This is a genomic window from Streptomyces sp. NPDC050610 (assembly GCF_040654875.1).
Taxonomy (GTDB): domain Bacteria; phylum Actinomycetota; class Actinomycetes; order Streptomycetales; family Streptomycetaceae; genus Streptomyces.
The window spans coordinates 95,211-112,505 of sequence record NZ_JBFAIV010000020.1 but is presented as its reverse complement, the minus strand read 5'-3'; the positions used below and the strand labels follow the sequence as shown (position 1 = coordinate 112,505).

Sequence of the window (17,295 nt, the reverse complement as noted above, 5' to 3'; positions counted from 1 at the left end):
ATGGCTGTGGGAACACCGGTCGACATCACCGCGTGCAGCCGCCGCCTCTAGGGAGGTCCGTAGCAGTGACCAGCCAGGTCAGTAGCCCGGCCGAGCAGGCCGAACCAGCCGAACAGCAGAGCGAGTCGCAGTACCTCAACGGGCAACGCAAACCCGGCGGGGCGGGCGGCAAAGAGGTGCGCCGGCTCGACCGAGTGATCATCCGGTTCGCGGGGGACTCGGGTGACGGCATGCAGCTCACGGGTGACCGGTTCACCTCCGAGACCGCGTCGTTCGGCAACGACCTGTCCACGCTGCCGAACTTCCCGGCCGAGATCCGGGCGCCCGCCGGCACCCTGCCCGGCGTCTCCAGCTTCCAGCTGCACTTCGCGGACCACGACATCCTCACGCCGGGCGACGCGCCCAACGTGCTGGTGGCCATGAACCCGGCCGCGCTGAAGGCGAACCTCGCGGACGTGCCGCGCGGCTCCGAGATCATCGTCAACACCGACGAGTTCACCAAGCGCCCGATGGCGAAGGTCGGCTACGACACCAGCCCGCTGGAGGACGGCTCGCTGGAGGCGTACAACGTCCACCCGGTGCCGCTGACGACGCTGACGATCGAGGCGCTCAAGGAGTTCGGGCTCTCCCGCAAGGAGGCGGAGCGCTCGAAGAACATGTTCGCGCTCGGCCTGCTGTCGTGGATGTACCACCGGCCGACCGAGGGCACCGAGTCCTTCCTGCGCAAGAAGTTCGCGAAGAAGCCGCAGATCGCGGAGGCCAACGTCGCCGCGTACCGGGCGGGCTGGAACTTCGGCGAGACCACCGAGGACTTCGCCGTCTCCTACGAGGTGGCCCCCGCCACCGCCGCCTTCCCGGCCGGCACCTACCGCAACATCTCCGGCAACCTGGCGCTCGCCTACGGGCTGATCGCCGCGTCCCGCCAGGCGGACCTGCCGCTCTACCTCGGCTCGTACCCGATCACCCCGGCCTCGGACATCCTGCACGAGCTGTCCCGGCACAAGAACTTCGGCGTGCGCACCTTCCAGGCCGAGGACGAGATCGCGGGCATCGGCGCGGCGCTCGGCGCGGCCTTCGGCGGCTCGCTGGCCGTCACCACCACCTCCGGCCCGGGCGTGGCGCTCAAGTCCGAGACCATCGGGCTGGCCGTCTCCCTCGAACTGCCGCTGCTGGTCGTCGACATCCAGCGCGGCGGCCCGTCCACCGGGCTGCCCACCAAGACCGAGCAGGCCGACCTGCTCCAGGCGATGTACGGGCGCAACGGCGAGGCCCCGGTGCCGATCGTGGCCCCGAAGACCCCGGCGGACTGCTTCGACGCGGCGATCGACGCGGCCCGTATCGCGCTCGCCTACCGCACCCCGGTCTTCCTGCTCTCCGACGGCTACCTGGCCAACGGCTCCGAGCCGTGGCGGGTGCCGGACGTCGGCGAACTGCCGGACCTGCGGGTCCGGTTCGCGCACGGCCCCAACCACGAGCTGGCGGACGGCACCGAGGTCTTCTGGCCGTACAAGCGCGACCCCGAGACCCTCGCCCGGCCCTGGGCCGTGCCCGGCACGCCCGGCCTCGAACACCGCATCGGCGGCATCGAGAAGCAGGACGGCACCGGCAACATCTCCTACGACCCCGCCAACCACGACTTCATGGTCCGCATCCGGCAGGCCAAGATCGACGGCGTCGTGGTCGACGACCTCGCCGTGGACGACCCCACCGGCGAAGCCGACACCCTGGTGCTCGGCTGGGGCTCGACCTACGGGCCGATCACCGCGGCGGTCCGGCGGGTGCGCGGCGAGGGCCGTGCCGTCGCCCAGGCCCATCTGCGCCACCTGAACCCCTTCCCTGCCAACCTCGGCGAGGTGCTGAAGCGCTACGACAAGGTCGTCGTGCCGGAGATGAACCTCGGCCAGCTCGCCACCCTGCTGCGGGCCAGGTTCCTGATCGAAACCCGTTCCTACACCCAGGTCAGCGGGATGCCCTTCAAGGCCGAGCAGCTCGCCGATGTGTTCAAGGAGGCCATCAATGACTGAGACGCTGTCGGAGGGCTCGGCGACGACGGAAGCGCTCTCCCTGGTGCCCAAGGCCGAGGCCAAGCAGTCCATGAAGGACTTCAAGTCCGACCAGGAAGTGCGCTGGTGCCCCGGCTGCGGCGACTACGCCATCCTCGCCGCCGTGCAGGGCTTCATGCCCGAACTCGGCCTGGCGAAGGAGAACATCGTCTTCGTCTCGGGCATCGGTTGCTCCTCCCGCTTCCCGTACTACATGAACACCTACGGGATGCACTCCATCCACGGCCGCGCCCCGGCCATCGCCACCGGCCTCGCCTCCTCCCGCCGCGACCTCTCCGTCTGGGTCGTCACCGGTGACGGAGACGCCCTGTCCATCGGCGGCAACCACCTCATCCACGCGCTGCGGCGCAATGTGAACCTCAAGATCCTGCTCTTCAACAACCGGATCTACGGGCTCACCAAGGGCCAGTACAGCCCGACCTCCGAGGTCGGCAAGATCACCAAGTCGACGCCGATGGGCTCCCTCGACGCGCCCTTCAACCCCGTCTCGCTGGCGATCGGCGCCGAAGCGTCCTTCGTGGCCCGTACGGTCGACTCGGACCGCAAGCACCTCACCTCGGTACTGCGCGAGGCCGCCGCCCACCCCGGCACCGCGCTGGTGGAGATCTACCAGAACTGCAACATCTTCAACGACGGCGCCTTCGAGGTCCTCAAGGACAAGCAGCAGGCCGAGGAGGCGGTGATCCGGCTGGAGCACGGGCAGCCGATCCGCTTCGGCGCCGACAGCGCCAAGGGCGTCGTCCGGGACCCCGCCACCGGCGACCTGAAGGTCGTCGAGGTCACGCCGGAGAACGAGTCCCAGATCCTGGTGCACGACGCCCACGCCGCGTCCCCGACCACCGCGTTCGCCCTCTCCCGCCTCGCCGACCCCGACACCCTGCACCACACCCCCATCGGCGTGCTGCGCAGCGTCGACCGGCCGGTCTACGACACCCAGATGTCCGACCAGCTGGAAGCCGCCGTCGTACAGAACGGCAAGGGCGACCTGGCCACCCTCCTCGCCGGCAACGACACCTGGACGGTCGTCGGCTGACGGTCGTCCACTGGACAACAGCGCCCCCTGTACGGCCTGAGCAAGGGCCGTGCAGGGGGCGCTTTTCCGCGTCCTGTTCCGGTTGTCAATGTTCCGGCGACAGATCGAACTCGCCGTCGCGCACGCCCAGGGTGAAGGCTTCCCACTCGGCTGCGGTATACCGCAGCACTGTTCCGGCCGGGTCCGCCGGGTTTCGCATAGCGACAGCTCCACCGGGGAGTTCGGCGATCTCGATGCGATCGCGCGCGTCACTGTCCGGTGCGCTGAGCCACGTCACGCCGGACAGATCCAACGCGTACAGCTCGGCTTTGGCTCGCTCGCCTGTCATCAGCCTGTCAGCGTGTCGTCATGGACAGCAGCCACGAAGGAAGACCACGCCGCGCGGGAGACGCGCGCCGCTGGAATGTCCACGTTCTTGGAGTCGCGTACAGCGACACCGGGCATCGTGGGGATGCGGGCGACCTCGACGCAATTGCCGTTGTTCGCCGTGTAGGAACTCTTACGCCACGCAGCGCGCGCGAGGTCGACCGCGTACAGGTCGGCCGGCTCGTTCATCTCACCGTTCCTTCTCGATACGTTCGATCAGCTTCACCGTGTCCTGCTCCGACAGTGCGGCCCCAGCCAGGTTGCTGAACAGGCGGTTCAGGCGGCGTAGCCCGAGCGCATCATCCCGGAAGGTGGTCGCTTCCGCCGACTCCATGAAGGCTACGTCTGCGTCCCTCTCTTGCCCATCGCTGAAGAGCGTAAAAGCTCCCGTGCTCGCCCCGTTCTCCCCGCCGAGCGCCGCCGTCCTCGTCGACGTCGGCGACTGCGCCCTGTCTGCCTGGCAGGTCGCCCGATGAAACGCCACACCCCCGCTCACCAGCTCAATGCCGACGAGCGGGGGCCCTTCCCTCATCTTGGCCGAAGGAAACAAAGACGGTCCCCGCACCCGGCGGCACCGGATACAGGGACTCAACCACGTTGTCCAAGGCGGCTATCAGCCGTTGAACACTCCAGCGTCCACACCCTTAACGAAAGCCGCCCACTCGCTGGTTGAAAACGTCAATGCCGGGCCCGTCGGGTTCTTCGAGTCACGGACAGCCCGGCCACCGGCGGGAAGTTTCGCGATCTCGACACAGTTGTTATTCGTGCCGGAATACGACGACTTCACCCACTCAAGACCAGCAACAGACGCGCACTCGATGTACTGGGGCTTCACTGTCTACACCATTTCTCTCAGGACGTTCTCCAACAATGCCCGGGACTGTTCTACGCTGCTCGCCGCCATGTTGAGACGTCGGAACACCTGGGTATATTTCTCGACCTCGTCCGTCTCTTCGTAATAGACAGTACTGGTCGGCAAGTCGTTGTAGACCACGTCAGTCTCCGTCGCCCCCGGGAAACTCATGATGACGAACGAGCCGAACAAGCAGGCATTCATCGGGTCACTTTGCGGAAGGATCTGAAGCTCAATGTTCGTCTCGTGGCTGGCCCGAATCAGGAACTCGACCTGTTCCTTCATGACATGGGATTCGCCGATGTGATGAAGGAGAGCCGCCTCAGCCATGACCACCCACAGGCGGACGGGTGTTGCGCGCGCGAGCACCTTGCGGCGCTCCTGACGGACTTCGACTTGCGCCGCGATCGTCTCGTCGGACAGGTCCGGCGTCTGGAGCCGCATCACGGCCTCGGCGTACGCCGGCGTCTGGAGCAGCCCCGGAACGAGGTTCGACTCCACGGCATAGATCTCCGCAGCGTCCCACTCAACAGCGACATAGGCCGCATAAGTCGCCCCGATGGCGTTCCGGTAGCGCGACCACCAACCACGCTGACGCGCCTCCTTCGCCAGCGCCTCTATCGCCGCCCGCTCCGAAGGATCGTCAACGCCGTATGCGTCAAGGAGCGCACGGAGATCGGGCAACCGAACACCCGACTGCGCGTTCTCGATGCGCCCGACTTTGGACTCCGCCGAACCAAGAGCTTTGGCCACGTCGGCGTGCGTCATCTTGGCAGCCTGCCGCAGCTCACGCAGACGCTGCGCGAGCCGCCTCTGACGGATCGTCGGGTTTGGGTTGAGTGGCACGCCGGACGGCCTCCCCTGCTGCCTTGCACGCCAGTTTGCGCCCTCACGAGAGTGGCGGCAACAGCCTTTGAACCTACTCAAAATGAGGACTTGACACTTTAGGTATCCCAAGGTGCATGACAGCCAACACGATGATGCTTCGTAGCGGCTTCATCACGTTAAGTTGATCTCGCTAGAGCGCCACATACCGGCCGCAAGCGGTCAGAGGGGGATGCGTAGACCCATGGAACGCACCGAGCAGGCGCGCTACTCCCGCCACCGCGCAAGCGTCAAGGCATCCCGTACTCGTGCCCGGCAGCTCGCCAATGAATGGGGCTTGGCTGATCTCGTCGACGACCTCGTGCTCGTCGTAGACGAATTGGTTACGAACGCGATCATTCATGCCACAACAGCCAACGGCCGCGAGGTCTCCGTGTCCTACCACCTCGACGCCGTACGACTCCGCGTCGAGGTGCGCGACACCGGCGACGGAGTGCCAGCCCCCGCATCCCCGGCACGAGCGACGAGGACAACGGGCGAGGGCTCGTCATCATCGACGTACTGACGAACGGATGCTGGGGCGTGATTCCCCAGGTGATCGGCAAGAGCGTCTGGTGTGAACTCAAGCTATCGGCCCCGGCGGTGAGCTCATGAAGATGCCCGAAACCTCGGACACCGGGCCAACGCCCGTGCCGACTCCCACCGAAGGGGCCACTCGCCCCGCCCCGAGCGACCCATCATCCGTGGAACAACTCAACGCACAGATCGCCGAGTTGAAGCAGCGGATCGACGACCACTTCGCCTCGCTTCGCGGGGAGGCCACCAAGTGAGGCACCCCGCCGAGCGGTTTCGCGAGTACACCATGCGCCCCGATGGAGCACATCACCCATCTCAAGCAGCTCACCCACCCGTACCGGTTCGCACCCGGCAAGTGATGGTGATGATCCGCCGCCTCACCGCGCCCGCCCACGGCGGCACGCCCCCACTCCCGCCCCCTGCCGCGATGACCCCGGTCGAGCTCCGCCTATGCGGCCCGACCGCCTGCGGCAGGGGTACGTGCCTCACCTCCACCGCGAAGGAATCCTTATGCCTGATCCACTCGTGCAGACCGTGACCATTGCCGCCGACAGTGTCCGGCCGCGTGACGTGATCGCCGTAGGCGGCATCCCGCACGCCGTCGCCGATGTGCGGGAGCTCGCCGGCAGGCGTAAGCGGCTTGAGTTCGAGGACGGCAACGCCTACGTAGTCGGCCGCTCGGTCCACATCGAGGTCACCCGCGTATACGTGCCGGCAAACGCTGTCGTCCGCCGGCAGCCCGCGGTCGGCGTTCCCCGAAGAGAGCGGCGCATCGTCGTACCCGAGGAACAGCACGACCGCGCCACCGCGGCCCGTCAGTGGCTGCACTCTTCATCGGCCGCCCGCCGACCGCCCGCCAGGTAGGCAGAGAGGGACAGAGCCATGCCCGACCCCACACCGCCGCAACGTCCAGCCGTCGCCGACGAGTTGCTGCGCCGCATGGCCACCGACCAACACGCCCGCGGCGTACGCGAGAACAGTCCGAGCGTCGCCCCCGACGGCGACCTGATGCGCACCGTCGACACCGACAACACCGCTGCTCTCGCCCGTATCCTCGACGAGTACGGATGGCCCGGCCTCTCCCTCGTGGGCGAGCAGGCCACGACCGCGGCATGGCTCATCGCTCAGCACGCCGAACCCGACTTTCAGCTACGAGCCTTGAACATGCTCCGCGACGCCGTCGCCCGCGGTGAGGCACCCGCATGGCACCTCGCGTACCTCACCGACCGGTGCCTCATGCACCAGCGAGAACCGCAACTGTTCGGCACCCAGTACCTCGACACCGGCGACGGTCACGGCATTCGCCTGTGGGACGTCGCCGACCCGGACCACCTCGACGCCCGCCGAGCCGAGGTCGGGCTCGGACCGCACGCCGAGTACGAGGCCGTGTTCCGGGCTCGACAGCAAAGCGCCCCGATGGAGCCGTAGCACCGGCCGCCCGGACAGAACGTCACTGGCGACCGAGTCAATAGGACACGACTGCACCATGTGCGACTCCATCGCCTGCCTTGACATCTGGTGAGGGCAACCGCTCCGCCACACCGCAGGCACCGCCGCCGCCCTGGCCACGGCTGGTATCGACCACGACCCCGCGCCGGCCGTCGCCGTCCACGCACCCGAAGGGCCCGCCCGCCTCGACTGGCGCCGCGCCGGGGACAGCCTCGGCTACGGCCCCGCCGAGCTGCCCGTCGCCGTCGCCGACGGCATGCGCACCCTGCTGGACCGTCTCGGCCTCGTCTTCGCCGCCCTCGACCTGATCGTCGACAGCAAGGGCGCCCACCACCTCGTCGACGTGAACGCCAACGGCCAGTGGGCATGGATCAACCGCACCCGCGAACCCATCACACACGCGCTCGCCGACCTCTTCGAGAAGGGCACCACCGCATGAGCCACCCCGCTCCCGACCCCGGACTGGACGAGCGGGCCGCCGCGCTGCGCTTCGAACTCGCCCAAGCCCTCAGCGACTCAGGCGACCTCGTCACCCTGGCCTGGCGCGACGCGTTCGAGCACGTCCCCCGCCACGTCTTCGTACCCGCCTACTACGACAGCAGCGGGCGCCGCATCAGCGGAGACGCCCCCGACACCCGCGAGGAATGGCTCGCCGGCGTCTACGCCGACCGCACCCTCATCACGCAACGCACCGACGGCGCCCCGACCTCGTCCAGCACTGTCCCCTCGCTCATGGCGGAAATGCTCGAAGCCCTCGACATCACCGACAACGACACCACCGTGCTCGAAATCGGCACGGGCACCGGCTACAACTCGGCCCTGCTCGCGCACCGTCTCGGCGGGCAGCACGTGACGACCGTCGACCTGACGGACGAGCTGACCGAGCCCGCCCGCGAGCGCCTCGCCAAGGCCGGATACCGGCCGCGCGTCATCACCGGCGACGGTGCGCACGGCCACGCCGCCGCGGCCCCGTACGGGTGCGTCCTGGCAACGTGCGGCATCGAGTCCGTACCCCCGGCGTGGCTCGACCAGCTCGCCGACGGCGGGCTCATCCTGGCCCCGCTCGGTCTCGGACTCGCCCGCATCCGTCGCACCGGCTCCCGCACCGCGGAGGGCCGGTTCATCGGCACCGCCGCGTTCATGCCGCTGCGCCACGGTGAAGAGACCGGCCCTCCCAAAGGCGACCTCGCCCAACTCTCCGACGCACCCGGGCGCCCCTCCACGCTGCCCACCGCGATGCTCTTCGACAACGCCTTCCGGTTCCTCGTCGGCGTCGTCGAGCCCGGCCTCGTCTGGCAGTACGACCTCGACGACCGCCGCGCCCCCAACGGCGCGCGCGTATGGTCCCCCGACGGCTCCATCGCCGGTCTCGACGCGGACGGCACCGTGACCGAGGCCGGCCCCCGGCGCCTTTGGACGCACCTCGAAGAGACATACGCCGTCTTCCGCGGCAACGACGAGCCCGCTCCCGACCGCTACGGCGTCAGCGTCAGCGGCACAGCACAGCGGGTCTGGCTCGACACCCCCGACGGCCCGAGCTGGCCCCTGAGCACCTGACCAGCACCGCCTGCCACACGCCCCCGAGCGCAGCGGGCGTTCGCATGTCCGCCGCCCCGGTCCCCCAGCGCACATGCTCCCCGCTGCCGGGCCGGCTGCTGCACCGCGGCACGGGCGACCAGCCGGCCAAGCCCGTGGAGCACTTGCGGGACATCGCGGTGACGATCCCGCCCTTCGACGTGGAACGGGCGGTGAAACGGCTGCGTGCGGGAGCGGGGGGCCGGAGCCAAAGGCTCGGCCGTCCACCGAAGGTAACGACCGTCATACGGAACGCACCTGACAGGCGATCTCCACCGCGTTACCGTCAACGGGTCACCACGTCCCCGGGGAGGACCTCTTGACGTCGCGTTCCGACACCAGCACCGGCCTCGTCTACGGCCTCGCCGCCTACGGCATGTGGGGGCTGCTGCCGCTCTACTGGCATCTGCTCCAGTCCTCCGGCGCGATCGAGATCCTCGCCCACCGCATGGCCTGGTCGATGGTCGCCGTCGGGCTCGCCCTGATCGCGCTGCGCCGCTGGTCCTGGCTGCGCCCGCTGCTGCGCCAGCCCAAGAAGCTCGCGCTCGTCACGGTCGCGGCGGCCGTCATCTCCGTGAACTGGGGGATGTACATCTGGAGCGTCAACAGCGGCCATGTCGTCGAGGCGGCCCTGGGCTACTTCATCAACCCGCTGGTCTCCATAGCCTTCGGCGTGCTCGTGCTGCGCGAGCGGCTGCGGCGCGCGCAGTGGGCGGCCGTCGGCGTCGGTGTGCTCGCCGTCGTGGTGCTGACCGTCGGCTACGGCAAGCTGCCCTGGATCGCGCTCACGCTGGCGCTCACCTTCGGCACGTACAGCCTGGTCAAGAAGCAGATCGGGATGGACGGGCTGGAGTCGCTGGCCGCCGAGTCCGCCATCCAGTTCCTGCCCGCCCTCGGCTTCCTGGTCTTCCTGGGGGCGCGCGGCGAGTCCACCTTCACGTCCGGCGGGGCCGGGCACGCGCTGCTCCTGGCGGGGTGCGGCGTCGCGACCGCGCTGCCGCTGATCTGCTTCGGGGCGTCGGCGGTACGGCTGCCGCTCTCCACGCTGGGGATGCTCCAGTACCTGGCGCCGACCCTCCAGTTCCTGCTCGGGCTGTTCGTCTTCCACGAGTCGATGCCGCCCGAGCGGTGGGCCGGGTTCGCGCTGGTGTGGCTGGCGCTGGCGCTGCTGAGCTGGGACGCGCTGCGTACGGCCCGCAGGGGGCGGGCGGAGCTGACGGCGGCGCGGGCCGGGTTCGCGGCGGCGGCGCACGACCCCGCCGAAGGGTCCGGCGAGGGGGCCGGCGGCAGGCCTGCGGTCGCACCTGCCGAGGGGCCCGCGGCAGTGCGCGCGAGCGACTCCTAGGGGCATCCCGCGGCAGTGCGCGCGAGCGACTCCTAGGCATCCCGCGGCCGTACGCGCGAGTGATTCCTAGAGGGCCGCGGCCGTACGCGCCAGCAGCTCCGGCGGGCCCGATGAGGGGCCCGGCGAAGGGCCCGGCGAAGGGCCCGGCGAAGGGCCCGGCGAAGGGCCCGGCGAAGGGCCCGGCGAAGGGCCCGGCGAAGGGCCCGGCGAAGGGCCCGATATCCGGGAATCACTGTCCGAATCCCGCCCTTGACGGTGGCATGGGGCACCCCCAGCATCATGCCCACGTCAACAGAGTTGGGAGCCCCCCATGCCTCACCGCACCGGACAGCCCCTGCACCGAAGATGCCGCGGTCTCGCCCTGTTCACCGCCGGCGCCGCGGCGACCGCGGCCCTCCTCGGCACCGCCTCCGCATCGGCCGCCGGCCCGTCGGCGCCCGCGACACCCACCGTCGCGGCCCCCGACATCCCGGTCGCCAACGTCAAGGCGCACCTGTCCCAGCTCCAGTCGATAGCGAACTCCAACGGCGGCAACCGCGCCCACGGCCGGGCCGGGTACCGGGCGTCCCTCGACTATGTGAAGGGCAAGCTGGACGCCGCCGGATTCACCACCACCGTGCAGCAGTTCACCTCCAGCGGCGCCACCGGCTACAACCTCATCGCCGACTGGCCCGGCGGCGACCCCAACCACGTGATCTTCGCGGGCTCGCACCTGGACTCCGTGAACGCGGGCCCCGGCATCAACGACAACGGCTCCGGCTCGGCGGCCATACTCGAAGTCGCCCTCGCCGCCGCCCGCGAGGGCTTTAAGCCCGACAAGCACCTGCGGTTCGGCTGGTGGGGCGCCGAGGAGCTGGGCATGGTCGGCTCCCGGTACTACGTCAGCAACCTGCCGGCCGCCGAGCGCTCCAAGATCGACGGCTATCTGAACTTCGACATGGTCGGCTCGCCCAACCCCGGCTACTTCGTCTATGACGACGACGCGCAGCTGGAGAAGGTCTTCAAGGACTACTACGCCACCAAGAACATCCCCACCGAGATCGAGACCGAGGGCGACGGCCGCTCCGACCACGCGCCCTTCAAGAACGCGGGCATCCGCGTCGGCGGCCTCTTCAGCGGCGCCGACTACATCAAGACCGCGGCCCAGGCCCAGAAGTGGGGCGGCACCTCCGGCCGCGCCTTCGACGCCTGCTACCACCGGTCCTGCGACACCTCGGCGAACATCAACGACACCGCCCTGAACAACAACAGCGACGCCATCGCGAGCGCTGTCTGGGCCCTGAGCGGCGGCTCCACCAACCCGCCCGACGGCAAGACCTTCGAGAACACCGCCGACGTCCAGATCCCCGACGCCGGAGCCCCCGTCGAGTCGGCCGTCACCGTCGCGGGCGTCGCGGGCAACGCGCCCAGCGCCCTCAAGGTGGGCGTCGACATCAAGCACACCTGGCGCGGCGACCTCACCGTCGCCCTCGTCGGCCCGAGCGGCCGCACCTTCAGTCTCAAGGCGGCCAGCGGCAACGACTCGGCGGACAACGTCATCGCCACCTACACCGTCGACGCGTCCGCCGAGACCGCGAACGGCGTCTGGAAACTCCGCGTGCAGGACACCGGTGCGCAGGACACCGGCTTCATCGACAGCTGGAAGCTGACCTTCTGAACCGCCCGTACGGGGGCCGGCGGCACCCGCCCCGGCCCCTCCTCCGCGTCCGTCGGCGGGACGGTGTCGACGAACCCGTGTCGACGAACCCGTGTCGGCGGGCCCGCGTCGACGGGCCCGTCCGCGGACTCATCGGCGGGCCCATCCCCGGTCGCGTCACACCGTGATGTCGCGCGTGGTGAAGCGCGCCCAGGCCGCCGACCCGAAGACCGCCGCGTACAGCGCCTGGAGCCCCAGGTTCTTCAGCATCTCGTCCCAGTAGACGGGGTCCCGCAGGAGGTCGGCGAAGGAGAGCCAGTAGTGCGAGAAGAAATAGGGCCGGACGGCGTCCAGCTGGGGGAACTGGTCGAGGATCTGGACGGTGATCAGCAGCCCCACGGTCGCCGCCATCGCGGCGATGCCGCTGTTGGTGAGCGTGGAGATGAACAGGCCGACGGCCGCGACGCCCACCAGTGACGCCGCGACGGCGACCGCGATCGCCCCGGCCCGCAGCAGGCCGTCGGCGAAGGAGACCGTCGTGCCGGAGATCAGGGTGACGTCGCCCAGCGGGAAGAGCAGCGCCCCCACCGCCAGCGCCGAGACGGCCACCACCAGGGTCGCGGCCAGGCAGAAGGCGATGACGGTCGCGTACTTGGCGAGCAGCAGGCGCGTACGGCCCGCGGGGGCGACCAGCAGATAGCGGAGCGTGCCGGAGCTCGCCTCGCCCGCGATCGAGTCGCCCGCCACCACGCCGATCGCCATCGGCAGGAAGAACGGCAGGGTCGCGGCGAGCGAGGTGAAGACCAGGAAGATCCCGTTGTTGGTGACCTGCGCGATGAACGCGGGCCCGCCCCCGCCGCCCCCGCCCGACGAGCCGCCGTCGTCCGTCTGGATCTTCACGGCGATGCCGACCAGGACCGGTACGGCCGCGAGCACGGCCAGCAGCGCCAGCGTCCGCCAGCGCCGGAAGGTCGTACCGATCTCGCTGCGTACGAGCCCCAGCCGCCACAGCGGGCTGGGCGCGCGCACGGCCCCCCCGGCCCGTACCTCCGTATCAGCCCGCGACATCGAAGCCCTCCCCCGTGAGCGCGACGAAGGCGTCCTCCAGCGAGGCCCGCTCCGTGCCGAAGCCGCGCACCCGCACGTCGGCCCGTACGAGCGCGGCGTTGAGGTCGGCGAGGTCGAGGGGGCCGCCGGGGTCCGCCGGCAGTTCGCCGGTGATCCGGCCGTCGGCCGCGACGAGGTCGCTCACGCCGTGCTCCTTGAGGACGCGCACCGCGTCCGCCGTGTCGGGGGTGGTGACGGCCAGCCTGCCGCGGGCGGCCCCGGCCAGCTCGGCGACCGTGCCCTGGGTGAGCAGCCGGCCCCGCGCCATGACCGCGGTGTGCGTGCAGACCTGCTCGATCTCGTCGAGGAGGTGGGAGGAGAGGAAGACGGTGGTGCCCTCGGCGGCCAGCTCGCGCACCAGGGTGCGGATCTCCCGCATGCCCTGCGGGTCGAGACCGTTGGTCGGCTCGTCGAGTACGAGCAGTTCGCGCGGCTGGAGCAGGGCCGCGGCCAGCCCGAGCCGCTGCTTCATGCCGAGCGAGTACGCGCGCGCCTTCTTGCCCGCGGCGGCGGCCAGGCCGACGCGGTCCAGGGCGGCGGAGACCCGGGCGGCCCGGGTGCGGGGGTCGGCGGCCGGGTCGGCGGCGTCGTACCGGGCGAGGTTGTCGCGGCCGCTCAGGAACGCGTAGAGCGCGGGGCCCTCGATGAGCGCCCCCACCCTCGGCAGCACCCGCCGCGCCGCGCGCGGCATCGCCTCGCCCAGCACGCGCGCGACGCCGGACGTCGGCTCGATCAGCCCGACGAGCATCCGGATCGTGGTCGTCTTCCCGGAGCCGTTGGGCCCGAGGAACCCGAAGACGCTGCCGCGCGGCACGGTGAGGTCCAGCCCGTCGACGGCGAGCTGCCCGCCGCGGTACCGCTTGCTGAGCCCGCGCGTCGCGATCACGGCGTCGCCGTCCGGGAGAGCCGGCGGGACCGGCGGGGCCGGCAGCGGCGGGGCCGGGTGCGGTCGGGACGCGTCGTTCACGGGCTCCACCTTCGTCTCCCGGCTGTCCGGCTGTCCGGCTGTCCGGCTGTCCGGCCGACCGGCTGACCGGCTGACCGGCTGACCGGCTGACCGGTTGTCCGGCCGGTCTGCTGTCCGGCCGGTCTGCTGTCCGGCCGGTCTGCTGTCCAACGGACCCGCCGCGCGACGGACCGGCCGCGCGACGGACCTGCTGCCCGGCGGAGCTGCCGTCCGAACAGCCCTGTCCGAGCAAGTCTGCCCCGGCCGACGGGCGGCCGGGGCAGGTGGTGCGGGGCGGCGGGCACCTCGCCTCCTGGGCGCTGCTCGCCTGCTTCGCGCTGTTCCCCTACTTGGCTACTTGGCGTTGTTCGCCGCGTTGACCAGCGCGTCCTTGTCGACCGCGCCGACGTACAGCTTGCCGTCGTCCGTCAGCAGGGCGTTGACCAGCCGGGTGCTGAAGACATGGCCGGAGCCGAACTTCCCGGACACCTTCGAACCGAAGGAGTCCATCAGGCCGGACGCCTCGTCACCGCTGCCCTTGCCGTTCTTGCCGTTCTTGCCGTTCTTGCCGGGGACGCTGTCCTTGGGCATCGAGATCTCGGCGATCGAGGCCCAGCCCTCGCCGGTCACCTTCACCTCGGAGTCGCCCTTGGCGCCGCCGAAGCTCTTGGCCCAGTCCTCGGCCTGGCCCGCGCTCTTGCCCTTGCCCTGGCTCTTGCCCTTGCCCGAGAAGAGGTCCGAGCCGCCCTTGCGCCCGGCCTCGGCCTTGGCGTCCTTCTCGTCCGTGACCTTCGCGCCCTTCGGCGGCGTGAAGTCGAACGTACTGGCGGCCGGCTTGCCGAAGTCGACCTTCGTGAAGCCCGCGTCGACGACCGGCTTGCCGCCGCCCTTCGGGTTGACCGAGACCTTCAGCGGCACGCCGTTCTTCGCGTCGACCGAGATGCGGACCGACTCGATCGTCGAACCGCTCTGCTTGGGCTTGACCGAGAGCTGGTACGCGTCCCGCCCGGCGACCTTGGCCGTGCCGTCCACGGACACCGAGGTGGAGCCGTCCACGGCGGCCAGCGCCTGCTTGGCCAGCTCCTGCGGGGAGGCGTTGCGCAGCCCCTTCGACGCGTCGGAGCCCTTGTGCGCGTCCTTGCCGGTCGCGCCCTTGCCGGTCGCGTCCTTGCCGGTCGCGTCCTTGGGGAGCGTCGCGTGGTAGGCGGAGTTGCTGCCGCTGTCGTAGCCCCAGAGCTGGTCGCCGTTGTGGATCAGGCTGTACTCGGCGGCCTTCTCCACCATCGACAGCCGCTGCTTGTCGGGCCCGTCGGCGGCCACCCGCAGCGTGTGCGTACCGGCGGCGAGCTCGGTGAGCTTGGACTGCGGCGAGGCGTCGGAGCCGCCGTCCTTGCCGCCGCCGTTCCCACCGCCTCCGCCTCCGCCGCCTCCGCCGAACGACATGCCGGACGGCAGCGAGGGCAGGCCCAGGTCGGTCGAGATCTTCACCGAGCCGGACAGCTGCTGGGTGTCGGAGGCCGCGACCTTGGCTATCAGGTCCTGGGCGGTGATCTTCGGCAGGTCGGGGTCGCCGCTGCTGGCGAGCGCCGGGACCAGCCCGATCGTCGCCGCCGCCACCCCCGCCACCGCGACCGGTACCCCGTACCGGACAGCCTTGCGACGCCCCGTGCGGCGGCCCTCGGGCTCACCCGCGTCGTCGGCCTCGTATGTCGGTCGGATCAGTGGCATCTGGTCTACCTCCGTCGTCGGCGGCGGTCTTTCGCGTCCTGCACTCGTCCACCCACGGGCCATTGTCGCCCGACCGCCCTGTGGTGGCGCTACCAATCCCAGCAAAACGGCCGGTAAGAAACGTCAGCCCCGGGGATCAACTCGTGTCCGCCTCCGGTATGACAGCGGCTCGCCACCGGGCAGCCGGGCTACGCCGGTCGGCGCACTGCCCGCGCGCGATCCCTTAGGGGGCACCCCCAGCCCCGCCACGGCTCCGTACAAGCGCGCCTCCGGCTCCGCCACGGCTCGTACGAGCCTGCGTCCGGCTGCGCTGCGGCCCGTACGACCGCGAGCGGACCGCGGCCCGTACAGCCGCGGACAAGGTACGTACGGCCCCGACCGCACACGACACGCGCAGGCCGTCAGCCCGCGCGGTGCACCACCGCGTCGCAGAGTTCCTCCAGCGCGGACTTCGCGAACCCGTCCGGCAGCGGGGCCAGGCACGTACGGGCGTCCTGGGCGTAGCGGACCGTGTCGCGGCGGGCCTGCTCCAGGGCGGGGTGGACCCGGAGCCGGCCGAGTACGTGCGCCAGCCGGGCGTCGTCCGTGAGGTCGCCCTTGAGCAGCTCGACGAGTTCGCGGTCGTCCGCCGAACCGCTCACCGCGGCCTGTTCGCGCAGCCGCAGCACCGGCAGGGTGGGGATGCCCTCGCGGAGGTCCGTGCCCGGGGTCTTGCCCGATTCGTGGCCCTCGCTCGCGATGTCGAGGACGTCGTCGGCGAGCTGGAAGGCGATGCCGAGCCGCTCGCAGTATTGGGTGAGGATGTCGACGGTGCCCTCGTCGGCGCCGGCCATCATCGCGCCGAACCGTCCGGCGACGGCGATCAGCGAGCCGGTCTTGCCCGCCAGGACGTCGAGGTAGTGCTCGACCTCGTCCCGGCCGTCGCTCGGGCCGGCGGTCTCCAGGATCTGGCCGGTGACCAGCCGTTCGAACGACTCGGCCTGGATGCGTACCGCCTCCGGGCCCAGGTCGGCCAGTATGTGCGAGGCGCGCGCGAAGAGGAAGTCGCCGGTCAGGACGGCTACGGAGTTGCCCCAGCGGGCGTTGGCGCTGTCCACGCCGCGCCGCACCTCGGCCTCGTCCATCACGTCGTCGTGGTAGAGCGTCGCCAGGTGGGTGAGTTCCACGACGACGGCCGAGGGCACGATGCCCGGCGCGTACGGGTCGCCGAACTGGGCGGCGAGCATCACCAGCAGCGGCCGGAACCGCTTGCCGCCCGCCCGCACGAGATGCTGCGCGGCTTCGGTGATGAACGGCACTTCGCTTTTGGTGGCCTCCAGGAGGCCCTCCTCGACGGCGGCCAGCCCGGCCTGGACATCGGCTTCAAGAGCCTGGTCCCGCACGCTCAGCCCGAAGGGCCCTACGACGGTCACGAGGGTTACTCCTGTCTGCCTGCGATCACGAGGTTTGTCGATGTATCGCTGTCTCCACCGAAAGTCAGCGTATCCGGTCCCGTATGGATCACCGTGGCCGCCCGCCCGACGAAGTGCCCGGGCGGCGGCTCCGCGCGACTTCCACACGACGCCCGCACGAGCTTCGGTCGGGCGCCACACGACGTCCGCACGGCTTCCGGTCCGGCGCCACGCGACGCCCGTACGGCCTCCGGTCCGGCTCCACGCGACGCCCGCACGGCCCTGGATCGGGCTCCGCACGGCCTCGGGCCCGGCTCCGCGCGGCGTCCGCACGGCTTCCGGTCGGTCTCCGGTCCGGCTCCGCGCGGCGTCCGGCCGGCGTCCGCCGCCGCGCAGCCCGCT

General features: G+C 70.5%; 19 protein-coding genes. 10 read left to right on the top strand and 9 right to left on the bottom strand.

Annotated features, from left to right (window positions below; translation table 11 throughout):
• Window positions 1–65: 65 nt before the first annotated feature.
• Together AB0I22_RS24250 and AB0I22_RS24245 are read left to right on the top strand one after the other, a co-directional pair.
• Window positions 66–2,024, top strand: a complete 1,959-nt coding sequence (locus AB0I22_RS24250; RefSeq protein WP_363132974.1) for a 2-oxoacid:acceptor oxidoreductase subunit alpha — start codon at window positions 66–68, stop codon at window positions 2,022–2,024.
• Window positions 2,017–3,096, top strand: a complete 1,080-nt coding sequence (locus AB0I22_RS24245) for a 2-oxoacid:ferredoxin oxidoreductase subunit beta (protein WP_363132973.1) — start codon at window positions 2,017–2,019, stop codon at window positions 3,094–3,096. The genes AB0I22_RS24250 and AB0I22_RS24245 overlap by 8 nt, the downstream gene beginning before the upstream one ends.
• 85 nt (window positions 3,097–3,181) lie before the next feature.
• Here AB0I22_RS24245 and AB0I22_RS24240 read toward each other — a convergent pair whose 3' ends face one another.
• From AB0I22_RS24240 to AB0I22_RS24220, 5 genes are all read right to left on the bottom strand, one after another.
• Window positions 3,182–3,424 (bottom strand): DUF397 domain-containing protein, encoded by a 243-nt coding sequence (locus AB0I22_RS24240; protein ID WP_363132972.1) that lies wholly within the window; start codon window positions 3,422–3,424, stop codon window positions 3,182–3,184.
• Complete coding sequence (locus tag AB0I22_RS24235; protein WP_363132971.1) at window positions 3,424–3,651, bottom strand: DUF397 domain-containing protein; 228 nt, start codon at window positions 3,649–3,651, stop codon at window positions 3,424–3,426. The genes AB0I22_RS24240 and AB0I22_RS24235 overlap by 1 nt, the downstream gene beginning before the upstream one ends.
• A gap of 1 nt (window position 3,652) precedes the next feature.
• Window positions 3,653–3,994, bottom strand: a complete 342-nt coding sequence (locus tag AB0I22_RS24230; protein WP_363132970.1) for a Scr1 family TA system antitoxin-like transcriptional regulator — start codon at window positions 3,992–3,994, stop codon at window positions 3,653–3,655.
• Window positions 3,995–4,075: 81 nt separating this feature from the next.
• A complete protein-coding gene (locus AB0I22_RS24225) occupies window positions 4,076–4,297 on the bottom strand; it encodes a DUF397 domain-containing protein (RefSeq protein ID WP_363132969.1) in 222 nt (73 codons plus the stop codon).
• 3 nt (window positions 4,298–4,300) lie between these two features.
• The gene (locus tag AB0I22_RS24220) at window positions 4,301–5,161 is read right to left on the bottom strand and encodes a helix-turn-helix transcriptional regulator (RefSeq protein ID WP_363132968.1); all 861 of its coding nucleotides are present in this window, start codon (window positions 5,159–5,161) and stop codon (window positions 4,301–4,303) included.
• A gap of 223 nt (window positions 5,162–5,384) precedes the next feature.
• Between AB0I22_RS24220 and AB0I22_RS24215 the strand changes: the two genes are divergently transcribed.
• From AB0I22_RS24215 to AB0I22_RS24180, 8 genes are all read left to right on the top strand, one after another.
• Window positions 5,385–5,705, top strand: a complete 321-nt coding sequence (locus AB0I22_RS24215) for an ATP-binding protein (RefSeq protein ID WP_363132967.1) — start codon at window positions 5,385–5,387, stop codon at window positions 5,703–5,705.
• A gap of 85 nt (window positions 5,706–5,790) precedes the next feature.
• Window positions 5,791–5,970, top strand: coding sequence for a hypothetical protein (locus AB0I22_RS24210; RefSeq protein WP_363132966.1), 180 nt, complete (start codon window positions 5,791–5,793; stop codon window positions 5,968–5,970).
• 256 nt (window positions 5,971–6,226) lie between these two features.
• Window positions 6,227–6,580, top strand: coding sequence for a hypothetical protein (locus AB0I22_RS24205; RefSeq protein ID WP_363132965.1), 354 nt, complete (start codon window positions 6,227–6,229; stop codon window positions 6,578–6,580).
• A gap of 18 nt (window positions 6,581–6,598) precedes the next feature.
• The gene (locus AB0I22_RS24200; RefSeq protein ID WP_363132964.1) at window positions 6,599–7,144 is read left to right on the top strand and encodes a DUF6624 domain-containing protein; all 546 of its coding nucleotides are present in this window, start codon (window positions 6,599–6,601) and stop codon (window positions 7,142–7,144) included.
• Between the two features lie 277 nt (window positions 7,145–7,421).
• Window positions 7,422–7,604 carry a hypothetical protein gene (locus AB0I22_RS24195; protein ID WP_363132963.1) on the top strand — a complete coding sequence of 61 codons (183 nt, stop codon included), beginning with the start codon at window positions 7,422–7,424 and terminating at the stop codon, window positions 7,602–7,604.
• Window positions 7,601–8,722, top strand: coding sequence for a methyltransferase domain-containing protein (locus AB0I22_RS24190; RefSeq protein ID WP_363132962.1), 1,122 nt, complete (start codon window positions 7,601–7,603; stop codon window positions 8,720–8,722). The genes AB0I22_RS24195 and AB0I22_RS24190 overlap by 4 nt, the downstream gene beginning before the upstream one ends.
• 337 nt (window positions 8,723–9,059) lie before the next feature.
• Complete coding sequence (rarD, locus tag AB0I22_RS24185; protein WP_363132961.1) at window positions 9,060–10,085, top strand: EamA family transporter RarD; 1,026 nt, start codon at window positions 9,060–9,062, stop codon at window positions 10,083–10,085.
• A 310-nt stretch (window positions 10,086–10,395) separates the two neighbouring features.
• Window positions 10,396–11,742 (top strand): M28 family metallopeptidase, encoded by a 1,347-nt coding sequence (locus AB0I22_RS24180; RefSeq protein ID WP_363132960.1) that lies wholly within the window; start codon window positions 10,396–10,398, stop codon window positions 11,740–11,742.
• Between the two features lie 156 nt (window positions 11,743–11,898).
• Here the strand turns inward: AB0I22_RS24180 and AB0I22_RS24175 are convergent, their stop codons facing one another.
• From AB0I22_RS24175 to AB0I22_RS24160, 4 genes are all read right to left on the bottom strand, one after another.
• Complete coding sequence (locus AB0I22_RS24175; RefSeq protein ID WP_363132959.1) at window positions 11,899–12,789, bottom strand: ABC transporter permease; 891 nt, start codon at window positions 12,787–12,789, stop codon at window positions 11,899–11,901.
• The gene (locus AB0I22_RS24170) at window positions 12,776–13,759 is read right to left on the bottom strand and encodes an ABC transporter ATP-binding protein (RefSeq protein ID WP_363133016.1); all 984 of its coding nucleotides are present in this window, start codon (window positions 13,757–13,759) and stop codon (window positions 12,776–12,778) included. The genes AB0I22_RS24175 and AB0I22_RS24170 overlap by 14 nt, the downstream gene beginning before the upstream one ends.
• A gap of 369 nt (window positions 13,760–14,128) precedes the next feature.
• Window positions 14,129–15,502, bottom strand: coding sequence for a DUF2092 domain-containing protein (locus tag AB0I22_RS24165; protein ID WP_363132958.1), 1,374 nt, complete (start codon window positions 15,500–15,502; stop codon window positions 14,129–14,131).
• A gap of 401 nt (window positions 15,503–15,903) precedes the next feature.
• A complete protein-coding gene (locus AB0I22_RS24160; RefSeq protein ID WP_363132957.1) occupies window positions 15,904–16,914 on the bottom strand; it encodes a polyprenyl synthetase family protein in 1,011 nt (336 codons plus the stop codon).
• Window positions 16,915–17,295: the final 381 nt, after the last annotated feature.

Bases quoted from the DNA above. Each gene is read 5' to 3' on its own strand.
- AB0I22_RS24245 (WP_363132973.1), top strand. From the start codon at position 2,017: ATGACTGAGACGCTGTCGGAGGGCTCGGCGACGACGGAAGCGCTCTCC.
- AB0I22_RS24240 (WP_363132972.1), bottom strand. From the start codon at position 3,424: ATGACAGGCGAGCGAGCCAAAGCCGAGCTGTACGCGTTGGATCTGTCC.
- AB0I22_RS24235 (WP_363132971.1), bottom strand. From the start codon at position 3,651: ATGAACGAGCCGGCCGACCTGTACGCGGTCGACCTCGCGCGCGCTGCG.
- AB0I22_RS24230 (WP_363132970.1), bottom strand. From the start codon at position 3,994: ATGAGGGAAGGGCCCCCGCTCGTCGGCATTGAGCTGGTGAGCGGGGGT.
- AB0I22_RS24215 (WP_363132967.1), top strand. From the start codon at position 5,385: ATGGAACGCACCGAGCAGGCGCGCTACTCCCGCCACCGCGCAAGCGTC.
- AB0I22_RS24210 (WP_363132966.1), top strand. From the start codon at position 5,791: ATGAAGATGCCCGAAACCTCGGACACCGGGCCAACGCCCGTGCCGACT.
- AB0I22_RS24205 (WP_363132965.1), top strand. From the start codon at position 6,227: ATGCCTGATCCACTCGTGCAGACCGTGACCATTGCCGCCGACAGTGTC.
- AB0I22_RS24200 (WP_363132964.1), top strand. From the start codon at position 6,599: ATGCCCGACCCCACACCGCCGCAACGTCCAGCCGTCGCCGACGAGTTG.
- AB0I22_RS24195 (WP_363132963.1), top strand. From the start codon at position 7,422: ATGCGCACCCTGCTGGACCGTCTCGGCCTCGTCTTCGCCGCCCTCGAC.
- AB0I22_RS24190 (WP_363132962.1), top strand. From the start codon at position 7,601: ATGAGCCACCCCGCTCCCGACCCCGGACTGGACGAGCGGGCCGCCGCG.
- AB0I22_RS24180 (WP_363132960.1), top strand. From the start codon at position 10,396: ATGCCTCACCGCACCGGACAGCCCCTGCACCGAAGATGCCGCGGTCTC.
- AB0I22_RS24175 (WP_363132959.1), bottom strand. From the start codon at position 12,789: ATGTCGCGGGCTGATACGGAGGTACGGGCCGGGGGGGCCGTGCGCGCG.
- AB0I22_RS24165 (WP_363132958.1), bottom strand. From the start codon at position 15,502: ATGCCACTGATCCGACCGACATACGAGGCCGACGACGCGGGTGAGCCC.